This window comes from Streptomyces sp. NPDC086549 (genome assembly GCF_044746205.1).
Classification (GTDB): domain Bacteria; phylum Actinomycetota; class Actinomycetes; order Streptomycetales; family Streptomycetaceae; genus Streptomyces.
Genome location: NZ_JBIVBS010000010.1, coordinates 41,872 through 62,421, shown reverse-complemented (window position 1 = coordinate 62,421; position 20,550 = coordinate 41,872). Strand labels below are relative to the sequence as shown.

Below are 20,550 nucleotides of genomic sequence, written 5' to 3'. Positions count from 1 at the left end.
CCCTCAGGAGGGCGGCGGGTTGACCGTGTACGAGGAGGCGCGCGCATTGCTCGACTGGGGATTCACGGCCGCGGGACGGGTCGATCCGGTCGGCTCGCTGGACGGGCTGCGGCCGAAGTCGGCGACGGCCCCGGTGGCCGCGGCCGTCCCGTCGGCTCCGGACGGCGAGTCCGACTGGCCCGGCACCGGCGTCATCGCCGGCGCCGCCGGTCTGGGCGCCGGGGCCCTGGTGCTCGCACTGCGGGTCAAGGGCGGCCGGTCCGCACGGGGCTGACCGGCCGGCAGTCCCAGCAGCAGGCCCAGCGTGACCCACGTATAGGTGTTGCTGCCGAGGAACCCGTCGATGCCGGACGCGTCCTCGAACCACAGCCACACCACGCTGGTGCACAGCACCGCGTACAGGGCGCCCGCGACCCGCGGGTGCCCGGCCCGGACCAGCACGGCGAAGGACGGCAGCAGCCACACCAGGTGGTGCACCCAGGTGATCGGGCTGACCAGACAGGCCGCGAGGCCGGTCAGGGCGAAGGCGGCCGTCCAGTCCCCTGCCACGACGGCGCGGCGCGTCCGCCACGCCCAGACGCACAGGACGAGCAGGACCGCCGTCACCCAGAACGGGCGGTCGGGCACGCCCAGCCGGGCCAGCACGCCCTGCAGCGACTGGTTGGAGACGTAGTCGAGGCGGCCCACCCGGCCGGTGTCCCACAGCGCCTCGGTCCAGTAGTAGCGCGAGGCCGCGGGATCGGCCAGGGCCGCGAGCGCGGTCGCCGCCGCGGCGACGGCGGTGGCCACACCCGCGGCGCGCCGGCGCCGGGCGAGCAGCAGAAGCCCGATGAACAGGGCGGGCGTGAGCTTGACCGCGGCGGCCAGGCCGATCCCGGCGCCCGCCCAGCGGCCCCGGCCGGTCGCCAGCAGCAGGCAGTCGGAAAGGACCAGGGCCAGCAGCACGAGGTTGACCTGGCCGAAGCTGAAGGTGTCGCGCAACGGCTCGAACAGCGCGAGTCCGCAGGCGGCCAGCGACCAGGCGTACCAGCCGTGCCGCCGCCAGTCGGGCCCGGCCAGGACGCGCAGCACGACAGCGAGCGCGGCCAGGTTGAGCAGCAGGGAGGCGACGATCGCCGTCCGGAGTCCGACGAGAGCCATCGGCAGCATGGCGACCGCGGCGAACGGCGGATACGTGAAGCCGTACGTCGTCCCGGGCACCAGGTAGTCGTAGATCCGGCCGCCGTGGTGGACCCAGCTGTCCACGGTGCCGTAGTAGACGCGCAGATCGAACCAGCCGCGCAGGAGCGGCACGGTCGCCGTGAAGACGGTGACGGCGGCGGCGAGGGCGACGACGAGGAGCAGCCGGCCCCGGTCGGTCCGGGGAGCTCTCATGCCGTCCGTCCCAGCGCCGGGGCCTGCGCGGCCTGGTGGGCCTGCCACAGGACGACCACCCCGAGCACCCCGCCGGAGACGGCGAGCACCAACTGGCCGGTGTCCACGGGGCCGCCGCTGGGCAGGACGGCGAGCGCCAGCACTCCGGCCAGGGCCGCCACCCGGTGCCGTACCGACGTACTGGGCGCGGCGGCCGCTATCAGGAACAGGCCCCACAGGGCGTACCAGGGGCGGATCGCCGGGCCGAAGGCGGCCACTGTCAGCAGGCTCAGCCCGAGCGCGTACACCGGTCTCGGGCGCAGCCGCACCCATATGAACAGGACCGCGACGGCGGTGACCGCGAGGCCGAACACGTGCCAGAGCGGGACGGCCAGCGGTGCCAGGTCGCTGCCGAGGTGTTCGAGCAGTGCGCCGGTGGCCCTGCCGAGCAGGCTGGTGAGGGCCCAGTTGTGCGAGGAGACGGGGGTGTCCAGGGCGCCGATCCAGCCGTAGCCCGTACCGGCGACGGCCGTCGCGGCGACCGTCGTGGCCCCGGCCGCGGCTGTCGTCGTCAGGACGGCCCGCACGGGGCTTCGGCCGGCCCGCGCCTGGACGACCACGATCGCGAGCAGGCCGAGTGCGGCGGGTGCCTTGACCAGGGCCGCGAGCGTGACGAGTGTGCTGCCCAGCACGGGCCACCGGCCGAGCGCCGCGACCATGCCGACCCCGAGCAGGCCCAGCATGATCGCGTCGTTGTGCGCGCCCGCGACCAGATGCAGCAGGACGAGCGGGTTCAGGGCGCCCAGCCACAGCGCGGCGGCCGGGTCGGCGCCGCTGTGCCGGGCCAGGCGGGGCAGCGCGGCCGCCATCAAGGCCACGCCGAGCAGGGCGACGAGCCGCATCCCGATGAGCCCGGCGGGAAGTTCGCCGCGGGTCAGGCCGGACAGGGCGGACGCCACGGCCAGGAAGGCCGGGCCGTACGGGGCACCGGTGTTGCGCCACACGGGGGCGACCTCGTCGGCCAGCGGACCGCCGAGCCGGGCGGGCCCGTGCGCGTACACGTCGATGTGCGCGTCGACCATGGCGCCCTGCGCGAGGTAGCTGTACACGTCCCGGCTGAACAGCGGCGGCGCGAGCAGCAGCGGGGCCGCCCAGACGGCGAGGACCAGCAGGAGGGCGCGCGGGGTCGGCGGTTCGGCGCCGCGGACGAGGCGTCCGAGCAGCAGCCAGGCCGCTATCAGCAGGACGACGCCGAAGTACACGCCCACCAGGCCGAGAGCGGCCCGGGCGGAGGCGGGGGCCAGGAGTTCTCGGACGGGCAGGGCGCCGGCGGTCTCACCGCCCAACGCGAGGAAGGCGGTACCGGCCAGGCCGAGTACCTGGCAGCGGCGGAGATCGACGGGAAAAGCCATGGCCAACACTGGGAAAGCGTGTCAACGCCGGGTGGCCGGAAGACGACGCGGCACCCTCCGGTGGGCGGCCTGCGTGTGACCGGAGTGTAATCCGCCCGGAGAACCGCTCGACCCCGGCAACGGGAACCGTTCGTCGATCAGAACACCGACAGTCCGGTGAGCGTCGTGAAGCGGTCGAGGGCCGCCACGCCCGCCACGGAGTTGCCGCGCTCGTCGAGCCCCGGGCTCCACACGCACAGCGTGCAGCGGCCCGGCACGACGGCGATGATCCCGCCGCCGACGCCGCTCTTGCCGGGCAGGCCGACCCGGTAGGCGAAGTCCCCGGCCGCGTCGTACGTCCCGCAGGTCAGCATCACCGCGTTCACCTGCTTGGCCTGGCTGCGGGTGAGCAGCCGGGTGCCGTCGGCGCGGATGCCGTGCCGGGCCAGGAAGCCGGTGGCCAGGGCGAGGTCGGCGCAGGAGGCCTCGACGGAGCACTGCCGGAAGTACTGGTCGAGGAGGACCGGGACCGGGTTGTCGATGTTGCGGTACGACGCCATGAAGTGGGCGAGGGCGGCGTTGCGGTCGCCGTGCGCCGTCTCGGAGGCGGCGACCTCCTTGTCGAAGTCCAGGGCGGGGTTGCCGCTCTCGGCGCGCAGGAAGGCCAGCAGTTCTCCGGCCGCGTCTCCGGTCCGGGTCTGGAGGCGGTCGGTGACAACCAGTGCGCCTGCGTTGATGAAAGGATTCCGCGGGATGCCGTTCTCGTACTCCAGCTGGACCAGGGAGTTGAACGGGTTGCCGGAGGGCTCGCGGCCCACGTGCTCCCACAGCTCGTCGCCCTCGCGGGCCAGGTCGAGGGCGAGCGTGAAGACCTTGGTGATGGACTGCGCCGAGAACGGCTCCCGCCAGTCCCCCACCCCGTACACCGTGCCGTCCAGTTCGGCGACGGCCATCCCGAAGCTGCGCGGGTCGCGGGCCGCGAGCGCCGGGATGTAGTCGGCGGGACGCCCGCGCCCGGGCGTCCGCCCTGTCTCCTCGGCGATGCGCTCCAGGACCGGCAGGAAGGCGGGGGACGACGTCGTTGTCATGATCACCATTGTGCCTCCGGGCCGGTCCTGGCGCGTAGTCGCGGGCGTGTGGCCGCAGGTCAGGCGCTGGGTGCGCCGCTGCCCGCGACGATCTCGGGACGCAGCAGGTCCGCGAGGGTCTCGGCGGGCAACAGGCCCTTCTCCAGGACGAGTTCGGCCACACCCCGGCCGGTGACGAGGGCCTCCTTGGCGATGTCGGTGGCCGCCGTGTACCCGATGTACGGGTTGAGGGCGGTGACCAGGCCGATGGAGTTCTCGACCGTCGCGCGCAGCGCCTCCGTGTTGGCGGTGATCCCGTCCACGCACCGCTCGGCGAGCGTGACGCAGGCGCTCTGCAGGTGGGTGATGCTCTCCGACAGGGAGTGCAGGATGATCGGCTCGAAGGCGTTCAGCTGGAGCTGGCCGGCCTCGGCGGCCATGGTGATGGCGACGTCGTTGCCGATCACCTCGAAGGCGACCTGGTTGACGACCTCGGGAATGACCGGGTTGACCTTGCCGGGCATGATGCTCGAACCGGCCTGCACCGGCGGCAGGTTGATCTCGCCGAGGCCGGCGCGCGGGCCGGAGGACAGCAGCCGCAGGTCGTTGCAGCTCTTGGAGAGCTTGACGGCGACCCGCTTGAGCACGCCGGACATCTGGACGAAGGCGCCGCAGTCCTGGGTGGCCTCGACCAGGTTGGCCGCGGTCACCAGGGGCAGCCCGGTGATGTCGGCGAGGTGGCGGCGCGCCGACTCGGCGTATCCGGCGGGGGCGTTGAGCCCGGTGCCGATCGCGGTGGCGCCCAGGTTGATCTCATGGATCAGCTCGGCCGCCTCCGCGAGCCGGCTGCGGTCCTCGTCCAGCATGACGGCGTACGCCGAGAACTCCTGCCCGAGCGTCATGGGCACCGCGTCCTGGAGCTGGGTGCGCCCCATCTTCAGGACGTCCCGGAACTCGACGGCCTTGCGGGCGAAGGAGTCCTGCAGCAGGGCCATGGCCTTGAGCAGCCCGCGCACCGCGAAGACCGTCGCGATCTTGACCGCGGTCGGGTAGACGTCGTTCGTGGACTGGCCGAGGTTGACGTCCTCGTTGGGGTGCAGGTGCCCGTACTGGCCCTTCTCGTGCCCCAGCAGTTCCAGCGCCCGGTTGGCGACGACCTCGTTGGCGTTCATGTTGGTCGAGGTGCCGGCGCCGCCCTGGATGACGTCCACGACGAACTGGTCGTGCAGCTTGCCGCCCCGGATCTCGCGGCAGGCGGCGACGATCGCGGCCGCCTTCCTCGGCTCCAGCAGGCCGAGTTCCTCGTTGGCGAGGGCGGCGGCCTCCTTGACCGCGGCCAGGGCGTCGATCAGGTGCGGGTAGGCGGAGATCGGCGTGCCGGTGATGGGGAAGTTCTCCGTCGCGCGCAGGGTGTGGACGCCCCAGTACGCATCGGCGGGGACGTCACGGTCGCCGAGCAGATCGTGTTCGCTTCGGGTGGCGACGGTCGTCATGGTGGTGCGGCCTCTTTCTGAGGGGTGAGGATGAGCGCCCCCGAAGGGGCGCGGGGAACTGCGCGGCCGGCCACGGACGGCCGCGCAGATCAAGAGCGTGCCGGTCCGGCGGAGCCCTACGCGCAGGCCTGCAACGGGACCGGATCCAGCGAGCGCACCGGTCGTACACAGCCGACCGGCTCCCCTCCGCCGAGCAGCGGCTCGCCCGCGAACTCCGTGAGGAGGGCGGGGTCGACCCCGGCGAAGGCGAGGGCTGCCGCGGCGACGGGGACGCGGGCGCGGTTGGCGCCGTCGGCGATCTTGACGGCGACGGCCCGGCCGTCCGGCAGTGCCGCGACCTGGACGCCCTCGAAGCCGTCCTTGGCGAGCAGTCCGGGCACGGCCCGCATCAGCGCGGCCACGTCCCGGCCGGAGCCGGAGGCCATCTCGGCGTGCTCGCGCATCGCGTCGGCCACCCGGGCCTCGGGGGTGCCGGGCGCCGCGGTGGTGATACGGGCGAGCGCGCGGGCCAGGCCGTGCAGGGAGACGGAGAACAGCGGGGCGCCGCAGCCGTCGACCGTCACCCGCGCGATGCGCTGGCCGGTGAGGTCCTCGACGATCTCGGCGATCGCCTGCTGGAGGGGGTGGGCCGGGTCGAGGTAGTCGTCCAGGGACCAGCCGTTGAGCTTCGCGGTCCAGAGCATCGCCGCGTGCTTGCCGGAGCAGTTCTGGGCGAGCCGGGAGGGCAGCCGGCCCTCGCGCACCCAGGCGTCCCGGACGACGGGGTCGTAGGGCATGTCGGGCACGTTGCGCAGGTCGCCCTCGGCGAGGCCGGCCAGTTCGAGGATCCGCCGGGTACCGGCGAGGTGGTACTCCTCGCCGGAGTGGCTCGCGGCCGCCAGCGACAGCAGGTCGCCGTCGAGCGGCAGCCCCGCCCGCAGCATGGCCACGGCCTGGACGGGCTTGAGGGCCGACCGTGGGTAGAAGGCGGCCTCGATGTCGCCGAGCTGGAACTGGACCTGGCCGTCGGCGCCGAGGACGACGACGGAACCGTAGTGGATGCCCTCCACGACCCCGCCGCGTATCAGGTGGGCGACGGGAGCGTGGAGGGGCTCACGGACAAGGGGTGCGTCCGCGGGGAGACTGCTGTTCATCACTGCCTGGATCACCGTGGGTTGGAGTGGACCGGCGCGGGGTTCACGCGTCGGCTCCGGCGGACTTGCGCGCGATGCGGCCGCGGATGGCGTACCAGCCGGCGACCAGCGCCCCGACGATCAGCGGCAGGCACAGCACGGTGGTGCGTCCGGCGCCGCCGTCGGCGTACATGAGGACCAGGACGGAGGCGAGGAAGGCCAGCGTCACGAGTTCGGTCCAGGGGGAACCCGGCAGTCGGTAGCCGGGCCGGGTCAGCTCGCCCTTCTGGGTCTTCCGCCAGAAGAGCAGGTGACAGAGCATGATCATGCCCCAGGTGGCGAGGATGCCGATCGCCGCGAAGTTCAGCACGATCTCGAACGCGTCGGCGGGGACCACGAAGTTGAGGCCGACGCCGAGGACGCAGATGCCGCTGGTGAGCAGGATGCCGCCGTACGGGACCTGGCTGCGGCTCATCCTCGCGGTGAAGCGCGGGGCGGAGCCGTTGACGGCCATCGAGCGCAGGATGCGGCCGGTGGAGTAGAGGCCGGAGTTCAGCGACGACATCGCCGCGGTGAGGACGACCAGGTTCATCACGCCGCCGGCCGCCGGGACGCCGATGTGGGACAGGACCGTCACGAAGGGGCTCTCGCCGGCCGTGTACTTGTTCCAGGGCAGCAGCATCGAGAGGAGGACGACCGAGCCGACGTAGAACAGACCGACACGCCACATGATCGAGTTGATCGCCTTCGGCATGATCTTCTCGGGGTTCTCGGTCTCACCGGCCGCGACGCCGACCAGCTCGACGGAGGCGTAGGCGAAGACGACGCCCTGGATGATCAGCAGCATGGGCAGCAGGCCGTTGGGGAAGATGCCGCCGTTGTCGGTGATCAGGGACGGGCCGGGGGTGGCGCCGTCGACGGGGTGCTGGGTGACCAGCAGGAAGATGCCGACGACCATGAAGACGACGAGCGCGCTGACCTTGACGATGGCGAACCAGAACTCCAGCTCGCCGAAGACCTTCACCGAGATCAGGTTCACGGTGAGGACCACGGCCAGGGCTATCAGCGCGATCACCCACTGCGGGATGTCGGAGAACATGCCCCAGTAGTGGGTGTAGGTGGCGACCGCCGTGATGTCGGCGATGCCGGTGGTCGCCCAGTTGAGGAAGTACATCCAGCCCGCCGTGTACGCGCCCTTCTCACCCAGGAACTCCCGGGCGTACGACACGAAGGCGCCGGAGGACGGCCGGTACAGGACCAGCTCGCCGAGGGCGCGCACGACGAGGAAGGCGAAGACGCCGCAGACCGCGTACGCGACGAAGAGGGAGGGGCCGGCGTCGGCGAGTCGCCCGCCGGCACCGAGGAAGAGGCCGGTACCGATGGCCCCGCCGATGGCGATCATGTTGACGTGCCGGTGCTTCAGCGACTTGCTGTAGCCGTGGTCTCCGGCATCTACGTGACCGGACGAGGGGCGCGTCTCGTCTTTGAGGAACTGCTCGCTCACGCCTCGGGTCCGCCTTCCGTGGGGGTGTCCGCGCGCCCGGGGCGCACGATGTCGGTCAGGGTCGTCTCGACGCGGTCGAGGTGGTGGGACATGGCCTCCACCGCGTCGAGCTCGGAACCGTCGGTCAGTGCCTCGACGATGGCCCGGTGCTCCCGGTTGGACTGCTCGCGGCGGCCGCCCAGCTCGTTGAGGAAGGCCGACTGACGCGCCAGTGCGTCCCGGATCTCCTCGATGACCCGGCGGAACACCGGGTTCTGGGCGGCCTCGGCCACGGCGAGGTGGAAGAGGGTGTCCATCGCGACCCACGCGGTGGTGTCCGTCTCCCGCTCCATGCGGTCGAGCAGGTGGGCCAGGTGGTCCAGGTTCTCGGGGGTACGGCGCAGGGCCGCGTACCCGGCGACCGGGATCTCGATGTGGCGGCGCACCTCCAGCAGGTCGCTGGCCGCGTAGTCGCCGAAGGTGGGGTCCTCGACGGCGTTCGCCACGACGAAGGTGCCCTTGCCGGTCCTGGAGACCGTCAGGCCCATCGTCTGCAGGGCCCGCAGGGCCTCACGGAGCACCGGGCGGGAGACCTCGAGGGTGCGGCAGAGCTCCGCCTCGGAGGGGAGCTTGTCGCCGATGGCGTAGTCGCCGCGCTCGATGGCACCGCGGAGGTGGGCCAGCACCGCTTCCATGGCGCTGACGCGCCGCGGTACCGCACCACCTGTCTGGCTGTCTGACAGGTTCACGGGAGAGATGTTCCGGGTGAGCGAAGGGTGCTGTCAAGGGAGCCGAAAGGAAAAATTCAAAGGGCGTGAAGTCTGAAAGAAGACTTCACGCCCTTCGGTGACCGGCCGACCGGATCCGGCAGCCGCGGATCAGCTGCCGATGACACCGCCCGCGAGCAGGCCGAACAGCGCCAGACCGATGACGATGCGGTAGATCACGAACGCGTTGAAGGAGTGCTTGGCGACGAACTTCAGCAGCCAGGCGATGGAGGCGTAGGCGACCACGAAGGAGACGACCGTGCCGACGACCAGCGGAGCGGCGCCCACGCCCGCACCCAGGGCGTCCTTCAGCTCGTACAGGCCGGCGCCGGTCAGGGCCGGGATGCCGAGGAAGAAGGAGAGGCGGGTGGCGGCGACGCGGTCCAGGTCCAGGATGAGACCGGTGGACATGGTGGCGCCGGAGCGGGAGAAGCCGGGGAAGAGCAGGGCGAGGATCTGCGAGCAGCCGACCAGCATCGCGTCCTTGAACGAGGCGTCGTCCTCACCGCGCTTGTGGCGGCCCATCTGGTCCGCCGCCCACATCACACCACTGCCGACGATCAGTGAACCCGCGACCACCCAGAGCGAGGCCAGCGGTCCGTCGATGAGGTCCTTGGCAGCCAGGCCGACCAGGACGATCGGGATGGTCGCGTAGATAACCCACCAGGCGAACTTGTAGTCGTGGTGGTAGCGCTCCTCACGGTTGCGCAGACCGCGGCCCCAGGCGGAGACGATCCGCTTGATGTCCTTGAAGAAGTACACGAGCACGGCGGCGATGGCGCCGACCTGGATGACCGCCGAGAAACCGACGACGGACTTGTCGTCGACGGGGATGTTCATGAGCCCCTCGGTGATCTTGAGATGACCGGTGGAGGACACGGGGAGGAATTCGGTCACCCCCTCGACGACTCCGAGGACGACGGCCTGACCGACAGAGATGGCGCTCATGGGATCCAGTTCTGAGGAGTTGGTCGACAGTGCTGTAGACAGTCTCACTATGCCCGGGCGTCTGACAAATGCCTACGCCCACAGCACTTCGGCGATCGACACTCCGGCGAAGGCCGCTCCGAGACCCGCCACCACACTCGCGACGACGTTGGCGGCAGCGTAGAGCCCCGCACCCGTCTCGGTCAGCCTGAGGGTCTCGTAGGAGAAGGTCGAGTAGGTCGTCAGGGCCCCGCACAGGCCGGTGCCCAGCAGGAGCTGAAGGTGCGCACCCGCGGCGCCCGCCGAGACCGCGCCGGTCAGCAGGCCGAGGATCAGGCATCCGGTGACGTTCACCACGCAGGTGCCCCAGGGGAAGACCGAGTCGTGCCGCGACTGCACCGCCCGGTCGGTCAGATAGCGCAGCGGAGCGCCGACCACGGCCCCGAGGACGACCAGCAGCCAGTTCACGACGACTTCTTACCCTTCGCGTCCGTTTTGCCCCGACTCTCGTCGCGACCCACGTACCGGATGACCTCACAGTCGTCGAGGGTCACCAGTCCCTCGGTGACCAGTTCGTCGAGCTGCGGCAGGAACGCCCGGACACGCTCCTCGGTGTCCACGATGACGACGGCCACGGGCAGGTCCTCGCTCAGCGACAGCAGCCGCGAGGTGTGGATCCGCGACGAGGCGCCGAAGCCCTCGACACCGCGGAAGACGCTGGCGCCCGCGAGGCCGGCCGTGTGCGCGCGGTGCACGATCTCGGAGTAGAGAGGCTTGTGGTGCCAGGTGTCGCTCTCGCCGATGTAGACGGTCACGCGCAGGGCGCGCCCGGTGAGCCTGGTCATGACTGCCTCCCGGTCAGGACACGGCGGGCCGCGGCGGAGCCGAGCCACACCGCGGCGAGAGCCGCGCACAGGGTCGCGGCGAGATAGGCCAGCCCCTTGGCGGGGTGGCCGCTGTCGGCCAGCCTCTGGATGTCGACGGCGTACGTGGAGAAGGTGGTGAAGCCGCCGAGCACACCGGTGCCGAAGAAGGGGCGCACGAGGCGGTGGGCGGCCCACACGTCGGTGATGATCACCATGAACACGCCTATCACGGCGCATCCGACGACATTGGTCACGAAGGTGGCCCAGGGAAAGCCTCCGGACGGTGTGGGCCACCACAGGGTCAGGGCGTAGCGGGCCGTCGCGCCCAGCGCGCCGCCGAGCGCGACCACCGCGAGGACGGGAGCCTGGGCACGCCGGGCGGACCGTCTCGACGGGCCGGGCTGGACGCGGAGGCTCTCGGCTTCCGGGGCGGTCATGGTCGTACGTCTCCTGTTCGGCCCCACCGCTGTTCGGCCCCACTGCCGGGTGATCACGGTCGGGGAACAGGGTACCGCCGGGTGTACGCGCGGGTCACTTCGCGGCGGGCCGCTCGCACACCGCGACGCCGCGTTCCCAGATGCTCCCCAGGATCAGGTGTCCGTCGGTCTCGCAGACGCTGGTGACCATGCGGAAGCGGGAATGACGGCGGGTGAGGTGGTGGACGATCCGGCCGTCGTCGTCGAGGGCCAGGACGCCGACCGTGCCCGTCGGCCGGTACGGGGCGCGGACGGCGGCCCGGGCCGCGGCGCGGCGCACCGCGGGCGGGGTCCGGTGGAGCAGGTCCAGCGGGGGGACGCGCGGTCCGGCCAGGGCCACCCAGATCGGGCCGTCGCCGCGGCCGCGCCAGAGGTTGTCGGGCATGCCCGGGAGGTTCTCGGCGAAGGGTTCGGTGTGTCCGGCACGCGGGCCGGAGAGCCAGAAGCGGGTGAGGCGGTACGCACCGGTCTCGGCGACGACCAGGAAGGACTCGTCGGCGGCGGGCGCGAGACCGTTGGCGAACTGCAGCCCCTCCAGGACCACTTCCGGAGTGCCGCCGCCGGCCGGGAGCCGCAGCAGGCGTCCGGTGCCGGTGTGCTCGACGACGTCGCCGATCCAGTGCGCGAGGGGGTAGCGGCGACTGGAGACGGTGAAGTAGACGCTGCCGTCGGAGAGGGCGACCGCGTTGCTGCAGAACCGCAGCCGCTCCCCCGCGACCGAGTCGGCGAGGACGCGGACGACGCCGTCGCCGAGGCCGACCCGGAGCAGCCCGCGTTCGGCGTCGCAGACCAGCAGGTCTCCGTCCGGGAGGGGTTCGAGTCCGAGCGGGCGGCCGCCGGTCTCGGCGAGTACCTCGACGCGGGCCGCGGCCGGGCCCGTCAGCCCGTCGAGGCGCAGGATGCGGCCGTCGTCGACGCCGGTCAGGACGCGGCCACGGGCGTCGACCACCACGTCCTCCGGACCATGGCCGCCGATCGCGACGTGCTGACGGGGGACGAGTGCGGTGGGACGGTCCATGTACGTGCCCTTCGCGGTCGGGGACGGCCATCCTCGCAGCCGGGTCCCCGTGTCGGGGGTCGCCTACCAGCCCTTCTCGAACATCCGGGCCACCTCGGCCACGCGGACCTCGTCACGGCGGTAGTACGTGCGGTGGCGGATTCTCCTGGTGCGCAGGAGGCCGAGGCGGGTGAGGAGGCCGAGGTGGGTGACGGCGACGCGGCGCGGCACGCCGAGCTTGGCGGCGGCAGCCCGTGCGGTGACTCCGTCCTCGACCAGGTCGCCGTGGCGCTGCGGCGGGAAGTGGGCCGCCGGGTCCTTCAGCCACTCGAAGATGTCCAGGCGCCTCACGCCGAGGGCGCCGAAGGGCCCGGCCGTCCCCTAATACGGCCGGGCCCGGTCAGCGATGGCTCAGCGGTGGCTGAACCACGTCATGGAGGAGAGCGCCTTGTCGTCGTAGCCGAACAGGGCCTGGTTCTCCCAGCCGTTGCCGGAGGTGGCGTCGGTCGGGTCCCAGCCGTTGCCGGTGACGGCGGTCCAGGTGGCCTCCCAGTAGAAGACGCCGAGGCCGCGGCCGTTGGGGACGGCCTCCACGATGCTCGCCACGTCGTTCATCCACTTGGTCTGGCCGGCCACGGTCGCCGGGTAGCCGGAGACCAGCTCACCGGTGGTGTCGATCTGGTTGGTGAGCGAGTCGTCGCTGTCCAGGCGGAAGGGGTAGGCCGTCTCGGCGACGAAGACCGGCTTGCCGTAGCGGGAGGCCGCGTCGTCCAGGGTGGTCTGGAAGTCGGAGAGCGGGCCGTGCCAGTAGCCGTAGTACGACAGGCCGATGGCGTCGAACTTCACACCGTTGGAGACCGCGTTGTCGAACCACCACTCGGTGCCGGCCTTGTCACCGCCCTTGGCGAGGTGCAGCGCGACGACGGTGGACGAGTTGACGGCCTTGACGGCGTCATAGCCGGAGTTGAGCAGACCGGCGAGCTGCGACCAGTTGTCCGTCGATCCCTCGGACCACAGCATGCCGCCATTGATCTCATTGCCCACCTGGACCATGTCGGCGGTGGTGCCTTGAGCCTTCAACGCGTTCAGCACGTCGTACGTGTGGTTGTACACGTCTGTCTTGAGCTGACTGTACGAGTGGCTCGCCCAGGCGGCCGGCTTGGTCTGGGTTCCCGGGTCGGCCCAGGTGTCGGAGTAGTGGAAGTCGACCAGGAGCTTCATGCCCTGGGCCTTGATGCGCTTGGCCATCGCCAGCACGCGCGCCCTGTTGTTGTAGCCGTCGGCCGGGTTCACCCACACCTTCAGCCGGGCGTAGTTCATGCCGTACGACTTCAGGATGGCGAGGGCGTCACCGGTGGTGCCGGAGCTGCTCTTGTAGACGCCGCCCTTGGCCTCGCTCTTGGCGAGGGAGGAGATGTCGGCGCCATGGATCGACGTGCTCGTCGTACCGGACGTGAAGGTCAGGTCGTCAACATTGATCCAGTTGCCCGCGTTCGCGTCACTGTTGATGCTGACGGTGCACTGGTTGTTGGTCACGTTGATCGGCGTGACGACACGGATCCATCCGCTGGACGAGATCGGCAGGTCCGTGCGCTGCTCCGAACTGCCGCAGTTCTTGAGGGCTATGTAGGCGGAGTTCTGCCCGCCGCTGGAGCGGACCCAGGCGGTGAGGGTGTAGTTGCCGTTGGTCAGCCCGGACAGGTACTGGTACGTCTCCACCTTGTAGGCGGCGGACGAGTAGTGGGTCAGGCGGTAACTCCCGCCGTGGCCGCCGGACTCGGTGTACGAGGCTCCGGTGGATCCGGACTCCGACCAGCCGCTGGGCACGGCCACGCCGGCGCCGTCGGACTCGAAACCGCCGTTGGTGAGGGTGCTCGCCGCCTGGGCGGGCAGGGCGGGCAGGGCGGTGAGGGCGAGCCCGGCCGCGAGCGGCAGCAGCAGGGCTCTGATGGTGCGTCTGGGATGGAACATCATCGTCCGTCGTCCCTTCGACGTAACTGGGTTGGAGGTGTCCTCCGATGGGGGCCGGAGGAGAACCCCTCCGCCCGCGGCTCTACCGGCTCGCGCGGGCGGAGGGAACCGGCTCAGCCGTCGAGTCGTACGACCCGGACGGCCCCTGCGGGTACCGCGAGACGGCCCGCGGCTCGTTCGCCCGTCAGCAGCTCGGTGCCGTGCGCGTCCAGCGGCACCTTGGCGTCGCTGGCGGTGTGGTTGATCGCGAACAGGAAGGTCCCGGACTCGCCGGTGCGGCGTACGACCTCGACGTCGCGGGGCAGGTCGGCGCGCGGCGCGATGCGGGCGTCGTCGGCGGCCCAGCCGAGCAGGGCGTCCAGGCCCTGCGCGTCGAGGCGGGTCGACACGTACCAGGCGGTGCCGCCGCCGAGCCGGTTTCGGGTGACGGCCGGGTGGCCGGCGGTGAGCCCGTCGGCGTACGTCCACACGGTGTCGGCGCCGCGCGGCACCACGAACTCCGTCCACACGTCGCCGGTGAGCTCGGAGCCGTCGAGGCCGGTGACGCGCACGCGTTCGCCCTGGAGCAGCGGTGCGAACTCCTCCACGGTCAGGCCCAGGACATCACGCAGCGGGCCCGGATACGCGCCCTCGTGCACGGCGTCGTGTTCGTCGACGATCCCGGAGAAGTACGACACGACGAGGGTGCCGCCGTTCTCGACGTACTCCCTGAGGTTGTTCCCCGCGGCCTCCGTCATCAGGTACAGGGCGGGGACGACGACAAGGGGATAGGTCGACAAGTCGGCTTCCGGGTGGGCGAAGTCGACCGTGAGGTGACGGTCGTAGAGGGCCTCGTAGAAGGCGTCGGCACGCTCACGCGGGTCGTGGTCCTCGCTGGGGCGCCACTGCAGGTTCTGCCCCCACCAGGACTGCCAGTCCCACAGGACCGCGACATCGGCCTGCGTGCGGGAGCCGCGGACCGAAGCCAGCGAGTCCAGGGAGGCACCGAGTTCGACCACCTCGCGCCACACGCGGGTCTCGGTGCCGCCGTGCGGGAGCATCGCCGAGTGGAACTTCTCGGCGCCGCGCCGGGACTGCCGCCACTGGAAGAACATGGCGCCGTCGGAGCCGCGGGCCACGTGCGCTAGAGAGTTGCGGGCCATCTGGCCCGGGGCCTTGGCGGGGTTGCGGGGCTGCCAGCTGACGCCCGAGGTGGAGTGTTCGAGCAGCAGCCAGGGGGCGCCGCCGGCGACGGAGCGGGTGAGGTCGGCGGCCATCGCGAGGTTGACGTGGGTGCGACGGCCGTCGGTGATCAGATAGTGGTCGTTGGTGACGATGTCGACCTCGCGGCCCCAGGCCCAGTAGTCCAGGGAGTCGCACTGGCTGAGCGCGGTCATGAAGTTGGTCGTGACCGGGATGCCCGGGGACAGGCGGTGCAGGATGTCCCGTTCCATACGGAAGTTCTCCCGGATGGTGGCGTCGGCGAACCGCTTGTAGTCCAGCGCCTGGCCCGGGTTGCCGACGGTCGGCGTCACGCGCGGCGGGTTGATCTGCTCCAGATCCGTGTAGCGCTGGCCCCAGAAGGCGGTGCCCCAGGCCTCGTTGACGCCCTCGACGGTTCCGTGGGTGTCCGCCAGCCAGCGGCGGAAATGGGCGGCGCAGGAGTCGCAGTAGCAGGCCGAGACAGGGACGCCGTACTCGTTGTGCACGTGCCACATCGCCAGCGCCGGGTGGGCGCCGTAGCGTTCGGCCAGCTTCGTGGTGATGCCCGCGGCGGCCGCCCGGTAGTCGGCATTGCTGTGGCAGATGGCGCCGCGGGAGCCGAACTCGTGGCGCACGCCCTCGGCGGTCACCGGCAGCGCCTCGGGGTGGGCCCGGTAGAACCAGGCCGGGGGCACCACGGTGGGCGTGCCGAGGTCGACGCGGATGCCGTTCTCGTGCAGCAGGTCGATGATCCGGTCCAGCCAGCCGAAGTCGTACTCGCCGGGTGAGGGCTCCAGGAGCGCCCAGGAGAAGATCCCGACGCTGACCATCGTGACGCCGGCCTCCCGCATCAGCCGGACGTCCTCGTGCCAGACGCTTTCCGGCCACTGCTCGGGGTTGTAGTCCCCACCGAAGGCAAGCCTGGTGAGGCCCCTGGGGGTGGTGTCCGGCATGGATCTCTCCCGTTTAGTCGATCATTTGGGAACGTGCACACACATCGTTGGCGGCGTGAGCCCAACATAACCGCACAGCAACAACCATTGACAAGTGTCCGGGATGTTTCTCTACTGTGAACGCTCACAGAAGCATGGCAGCGCCTCGCGACGGGCGGGACTCGGCCATGTGAACGATCACACATCTGCATGGCAGGTCTCCGCAGCAGGCGGGGACCCAGGTCAGGGGAGAGATCCATGCCGTACACGAAGCGCCGTCGCCTCGTGACAACCGCCGTCGCCGTCGCGCTCGGCGCCACCGCCCTCGCCGCCTGCGGCTCGTCCGACAACAGCAAGACCGAGTCCGGTCCGGTCTCGCTGACGTACTGGACCTGGACGCCGGGCATGGACAAGGTCGTGGACCTGTGGAACAAGGGCCCGGGGAAGAAGGACCAGATCACGGTCACGGTGAAGAAGCAGGCGTCCGGCGACACGCTGGTCACCAAGATCCTCACCGCGCACAAGGCGAAGAAGGCGCCCGACCTGGTCCAGGCCGAGTACCAGGCGCTGCCGACGCTGGTCAGCAATGACGCGCTGGCCGACATATCCAAGGAGGTCGGCGACGCGAAGAGCAAGTTCGCCGACGGCGTCTGGCAGCAGACCACACTGGGCACGGACGCCGTCTACGCGGTGCCGCAGGACATCGGCCCGATGATGTTCTACTACCGCGCGGACCTGTTCAAGAAGTACGGCCTCAAGGTCCCCACCACCTGGGAGCAGTTCGCCGAGACCGCCCGCGCGCTGAAGAAGAAGGCACCGGACAAGGCCCTGACCACCTTCTCCGCCAACGACTCCGGGCTCTTCGCGGGGCTCGCCCAGCAGGCCGGCGCCAAGTGGTGGACCACCTCCGGCGACAAGTGGAAGGTCGCCATCGACGACGCGGCCACCCAGAAGGTCGCCAAGTTCTGGGGCGGGCTGGTGAAGGAAGGAGCCATCGACAACCAGGCGATGTACCAGCCGGCCTGGAACAAGGCGCTCGACACGGGCAAGGAGATCGCCTGGGTCAGCGCAGTGTGGGCGCCGGGCACGCTCACCACGGCCGCGCCCGACACCAAGGGCAAGTGGGCCATGGCCCCGCTCCCCCAGTGGTCGGAGACCGAGCACGTGACCGGCAGCTGGGGCGGCTCGTCGACCGCCGTCACCACCGACTCCCAGCACCAGGCGGCCGCTGCCAAGTTCGCCGCCTGGCTGAACACCGACGGCGACGCCCTCAACGCCCTGGCGAAGGAGGGCGGCATCTACCCCGCCTCCACCTCCGCCCAGACCAGCGGCGCCTTCTCCAACCCGCCCGCGTTCTTCTCCAACCAGGCGGACTTCTACACCAAGGCCGCCGAGATAGCGAAGACCACCGCGCCGTCCGCATGGGGCCCGAACGTGAACGTCGCCTACGCGACCTTCAACGACGCGTTCGGCACCGCCGCCAAGAACAAGTCGGACTTCGCCGCCGCCCTGAAGACGATGCAGGACGCCACGGTCGCCGACATGAAGAAGCAGGGCTTCGGGGTTTCTCAGTGACCAGCCCGGCACGCCGGAGGTCGTACGGGGTCAAGGGGGCCCCGTACGCCCACCCGTCTCCCACCACCGCCCTCAAAGGAGCGCTTCGCGCGCCCTACTTCTTCCTCCTCCCCGCGACGATCCTCTTCACCCTGTTCTTCGCGCTGCCCATCGGGTACGCGGTCTGGCTCAGCTTCCGCAAGGTGCACGTCTCCGGCCTCGGCCTGGGATCGGGCGCGCGGAAGGAGGTCTGGGCCGGCCTGGAGAACTACACCGACGCCCTCACGGACAGCGAGTTCTTCGGCAGCGCGCTGCGCGTGCTCGGCTACGGCTGCATCGTGGTCCCGATGATGCTCGGCCTCGCCCTGTTGTTCGCGCTGATGCTCGACTCCGACAAGGTCAGGTTCGCCCCGTTCAGCCGGCTGGCGATCTTCCTGCCGTACTCCATCCCCGGTGTCGTGGCGGCGCTGATGTGGGGCTTCCTCTATGTGCCGGACGTCAGCCCGTTCTTCTACGTGCTCGACAAGCTGGGCCTGCCGCAGCCCGACCTGCTGGACGGCGGCCCGCTCTACCTGGCCCTGTCGAACATCGCGGTCTGGGGCGGCACCGGCTTCAACATGATCGTCATCTACACCTCGCTGCGGGCCATCCCCGCCGAGGTGTACGAGGCGGCGAAGCTGGACGGCGCCACGCCGCTGCAGATCGCGCTGAAGATCAAGATCCCGATGGTGGCGCCCTCGCTGGTGCTGACCTTCTTCTTCTCGATCATCGCGACGCTCCAGGTGTTCAACGAGCCGACCACCCTCAAACCGCTGACCAACTCCATCAACACGAGCTGGAGTCCGCTGATGAAGGTGTACCACGACGCCTTCGGCCGGAACGACGCGTATTCGGCGGCCGCCGAGGCGACGCTGATCGCCCTCGCCACGCTGGTGCTGTCCTTCGGGTTCCTGCGGGCCGCGAACCGCCGCAACAGGCAGGAGGAAACAGGATGAGTTCTCTTGCCGTCCGCAAGGCCGCGCCGGCCGCCGGCACCACCCCGGGTACGGCCCAGGGCCCGCCACTGCGCCACCGGATCGCGCTCGTCCCGACGCTCACGCTGCTGATCGGCGCGGTCTACATGCTGCTGCCGGTCGCCTGGGTGGTGATCGCGTCCACCAAGTCCGGGCACGATCTGTTCTCCACCTTCACCTTCCTGCCGGGCACCGGCTTCGTCGACAACCTCAAGGATCTGAGCGCCTACCGCGACGGTGTCTACTGGAAGTGGATGGGCAACTCCGCCCTGTACGCCGGGCTCGGCGCCCTGCTGTCGACCGCGGTGTCGGCGTTCAGCGGCTACGCCCTCGCGACCTACCGCTTCCGGGGCCGCGAGACGATGTTCAACGTCCTGCTCGCGGGCGTGCTCATGCCTCCGGTGATCCTCGCGATTCCGCAGTACCTGCTGCTGGCCAAGGCGGACCTCACGGACACCTACCTGTCCGTACTGCTCCCGCAGATCCTGTCCCCCTACGGCGTCTACCTCTCGCGGATCTACGCGGCCGCCGCCGTCCCCGGTGACGTGGTCGAGGCCGGGCGGATGGACGGGGCGAGCGAGTGGCGGATCTTCACCCGGATCGCGCTGCCGATGATGATCCCCGGCATGGTCACGGTGTTCCTGTTCCAGTTCGTGGCGGTGTGGAACAACTTCCTGCTGCCGTACATCATGCTCAGCGACGACGAGAAGTTCCCGATCACGCTGGGCCTGTACACACTCCTCGAACAGGGCTCCAACACCCCGGCGCTCTACACCCTGGTGATCACGGGCGCGTTCCTCGCGGTGATCCCGCTCATCGCCCTCTTCCTGGTCATCCAGCGCTTCTGGAGCCTGGACCTGCTGTCCGGGGCCGTAAAGTCATGACCATGAGCAGCAATCCGGGGGGACGGCGCAAACCACCGACGATCCACGACGTGGCGCGTGAGGCGGGCGTCTCCCGAGGCACCGTCTCGCGCGTGCTCAACGGCGGCCACTACGTCAGCCCTGCCGCGCAGGAAGCGGTCGACGCCGCCATCCGCCGGACGGGGTACGTCGTGAACCGGCACGCCCGCTCCCTGATCACCGGGCGCTCGGACTCGGTCGGCTTCCTGCTGACCGAGCCGCAGGAGAGATTCTTCGAGGACCCCAACTTCAATGTGCTGCTGAGCGGCTGCACGCAGGCACTGGCCGCGCACGACATCCCGCTGCTGCTGATGCTCGCGGGCACGAAGGACGAGCGGCGGCGCATCACGCGGTACATCACGGCCGGGCACGTCGACGGGGTGCTGCTGGTCTCCAGCCACTCCGGTGACCCGGTCGCCGAGGAGCTGCGCGAGGCGGGCGTGCCGCTGGTCGCCTGCGGCAAACCGATCGGGCTGGGCTCCAAGGTCAGTTACGTGGCGGCCGACGACCGGGACGGTGCCCGTGACATGGTGCGCCATCTGCTGTCGCTGGGCCGTCGGCGGATCGGCGTGGTCACCGGCCCGCTGGACACCCCGGGCGGTATCGAGCGCCTGGCCGGGTACAAGGAGGTCCTCACCGAGGCGGGCGTCGAGATCGACGAGCGGCTCATCGCCTCCGGGGACTACAGCCGGGCCAGCGGCGAGGCCGGCGCGGAGCGGCTGCTCGACCGGGCGCCGGACATGGACGCCGTGTTCGTCGCCTCCGACCTGATGGCGCAGGGCGTGCTCACCGTGCTTCAGCGGGCGGGCAAGCGGGTGCCGGACGACATCGCTGTCGGCGGTTTCGACGACTCCCCGGCGGCGACCGCGGTCAGCCCTGCCCTCACCACGATCCGCCAGCCGTGGGACCGGATCAGCAACGAGATGGTCCGCGTGCTGCTCGCCCAGATCGGGGGCGAGGACCCGGCGGCGGTGATCCTGCCGACGGAGCTGGTGCGCCGCGAGTCGACATGATCGCAACCACGCGGCTGGTCAGCGCTCCCCCGGCCTGACCAGCCCCGTCCT

At 70.6% G+C, this 20,550-nt stretch carries 19 protein-coding genes; 4 read left to right on the top strand and 15 right to left on the bottom strand.

The window, feature by feature from the left end:
• Positions 1–3 precede the first annotated feature (3 nt).
• From ACIPSA_RS28540 to ACIPSA_RS28470, 15 genes are all read right to left on the bottom strand, one after another.
• Positions 4–1,374, bottom strand: a complete 1,371-nt coding sequence (locus ACIPSA_RS28540) for a glycosyltransferase 87 family protein (protein WP_402639413.1) — start codon at positions 1,372–1,374, stop codon at positions 4–6.
• Positions 1,371–2,765, bottom strand: a complete 1,395-nt coding sequence (mptB, locus tag ACIPSA_RS28535; protein ID WP_402639411.1) for a polyprenol phosphomannose-dependent alpha 1,6 mannosyltransferase MptB — start codon at positions 2,763–2,765, stop codon at positions 1,371–1,373. Before mptB ends, ACIPSA_RS28540 begins: the two co-directional genes overlap by 4 nt.
• A 137-nt stretch (positions 2,766–2,902) precedes the next feature.
• Positions 2,903–3,841, bottom strand: a complete 939-nt coding sequence (locus ACIPSA_RS28530; RefSeq protein ID WP_402639410.1) for a glutaminase — start codon at positions 3,839–3,841, stop codon at positions 2,903–2,905.
• A 50-nt stretch (positions 3,842–3,891) separates the two neighbouring features.
• The gene (aspA, locus tag ACIPSA_RS28525) at positions 3,892–5,304 is read right to left on the bottom strand and encodes an aspartate ammonia-lyase (protein WP_402639408.1); all 1,413 of its coding nucleotides are present in this window, start codon (positions 5,302–5,304) and stop codon (positions 3,892–3,894) included.
• 116 nt (positions 5,305–5,420) lie between these two features.
• On the bottom strand, positions 5,421–6,437 hold the full coding sequence (locus ACIPSA_RS28520) for an asparaginase (protein WP_402639406.1): 1,017 nt from the start codon (positions 6,435–6,437) through the stop codon (positions 5,421–5,423).
• A 43-nt stretch (positions 6,438–6,480) separates the two neighbouring features.
• Positions 6,481–7,920, bottom strand: coding sequence for an amino acid permease (locus ACIPSA_RS28515; protein WP_402639404.1), 1,440 nt, complete (start codon positions 7,918–7,920; stop codon positions 6,481–6,483).
• Positions 7,917–8,594 carry a FadR/GntR family transcriptional regulator gene (locus ACIPSA_RS28510; RefSeq protein WP_402639862.1) on the bottom strand — a complete coding sequence of 226 codons (678 nt, stop codon included), beginning with the start codon at positions 8,592–8,594 and terminating at the stop codon, positions 7,917–7,919. Before ACIPSA_RS28510 ends, ACIPSA_RS28515 begins: the two co-directional genes overlap by 4 nt.
• Positions 8,595–8,777: 183 nt before the next feature.
• On the bottom strand, positions 8,778–9,614 hold the full coding sequence (locus tag ACIPSA_RS28505) for an undecaprenyl-diphosphate phosphatase (RefSeq protein WP_402639402.1): 837 nt from the start codon (positions 9,612–9,614) through the stop codon (positions 8,778–8,780).
• 72 nt (positions 9,615–9,686) lie between these two features.
• Entirely contained in the window at positions 9,687–10,061 is a 375-nt protein-coding gene (crcB, locus tag ACIPSA_RS28500; protein ID WP_402639400.1) for a fluoride efflux transporter CrcB, read from the bottom strand.
• The gene (locus ACIPSA_RS28495) at positions 10,058–10,438 is read right to left on the bottom strand and encodes a DUF190 domain-containing protein (RefSeq protein ID WP_402639398.1); all 381 of its coding nucleotides are present in this window, start codon (positions 10,436–10,438) and stop codon (positions 10,058–10,060) included. The genes crcB (ACIPSA_RS28500) and ACIPSA_RS28495 overlap by 4 nt, the downstream gene beginning before the upstream one ends.
• Positions 10,435–10,896 (bottom strand): fluoride efflux transporter CrcB, encoded by a 462-nt coding sequence (gene crcB / locus ACIPSA_RS28490; RefSeq protein ID WP_402639396.1) that lies wholly within the window; start codon positions 10,894–10,896, stop codon positions 10,435–10,437. The genes ACIPSA_RS28495 and crcB (ACIPSA_RS28490) overlap by 4 nt, the downstream gene beginning before the upstream one ends.
• Positions 10,897–10,990: 94 nt before the next feature.
• Positions 10,991–11,953, bottom strand: a complete 963-nt coding sequence (locus ACIPSA_RS28485; protein ID WP_402639395.1) for an SMP-30/gluconolactonase/LRE family protein — start codon at positions 11,951–11,953, stop codon at positions 10,991–10,993.
• Between the two features lie 63 nt (positions 11,954–12,016).
• The gene (locus ACIPSA_RS28480) at positions 12,017–12,283 is read right to left on the bottom strand and encodes an ArsR family transcriptional regulator (protein WP_402639393.1); all 267 of its coding nucleotides are present in this window, start codon (positions 12,281–12,283) and stop codon (positions 12,017–12,019) included.
• Between the two features lie 60 nt (positions 12,284–12,343).
• Entirely contained in the window at positions 12,344–13,903 is a 1,560-nt protein-coding gene (locus ACIPSA_RS28475; protein WP_402639860.1) for a glycosyl hydrolase 53 family protein, read from the bottom strand.
• 113 nt (positions 13,904–14,016) lie between these two features.
• A complete protein-coding gene (locus ACIPSA_RS28470) occupies positions 14,017–16,038 on the bottom strand; it encodes a beta-galactosidase (protein WP_402639391.1) in 2,022 nt (673 codons plus the stop codon).
• A gap of 237 nt (positions 16,039–16,275) precedes the next feature.
• Between ACIPSA_RS28470 and ACIPSA_RS28465 the strand changes: the two genes are divergently transcribed.
• From ACIPSA_RS28465 to ACIPSA_RS28450, 4 genes are read left to right on the top strand one after another with little or no spacing between them, the layout of a single operon-like run.
• A complete protein-coding gene (locus ACIPSA_RS28465) occupies positions 16,276–17,592 on the top strand; it encodes an ABC transporter substrate-binding protein (RefSeq protein WP_402639389.1) in 1,317 nt (438 codons plus the stop codon).
• Positions 17,589–18,566 carry a carbohydrate ABC transporter permease gene (locus ACIPSA_RS28460; RefSeq protein ID WP_402639387.1) on the top strand — a complete coding sequence of 326 codons (978 nt, stop codon included), beginning with the start codon at positions 17,589–17,591 and terminating at the stop codon, positions 18,564–18,566. The genes ACIPSA_RS28465 and ACIPSA_RS28460 overlap by 4 nt, the downstream gene beginning before the upstream one ends.
• The gene (locus ACIPSA_RS28455) at positions 18,563–19,468 is read left to right on the top strand and encodes a carbohydrate ABC transporter permease (RefSeq protein WP_402639385.1); all 906 of its coding nucleotides are present in this window, start codon (positions 18,563–18,565) and stop codon (positions 19,466–19,468) included. Before ACIPSA_RS28460 ends, ACIPSA_RS28455 begins: the two co-directional genes overlap by 4 nt.
• On the top strand, positions 19,465–20,499 hold the full coding sequence (locus ACIPSA_RS28450) for a LacI family DNA-binding transcriptional regulator (RefSeq protein ID WP_402639383.1): 1,035 nt from the start codon (positions 19,465–19,467) through the stop codon (positions 20,497–20,499). The genes ACIPSA_RS28455 and ACIPSA_RS28450 overlap by 4 nt, the downstream gene beginning before the upstream one ends.
• Positions 20,500–20,550: the final 51 nt, after the last annotated feature.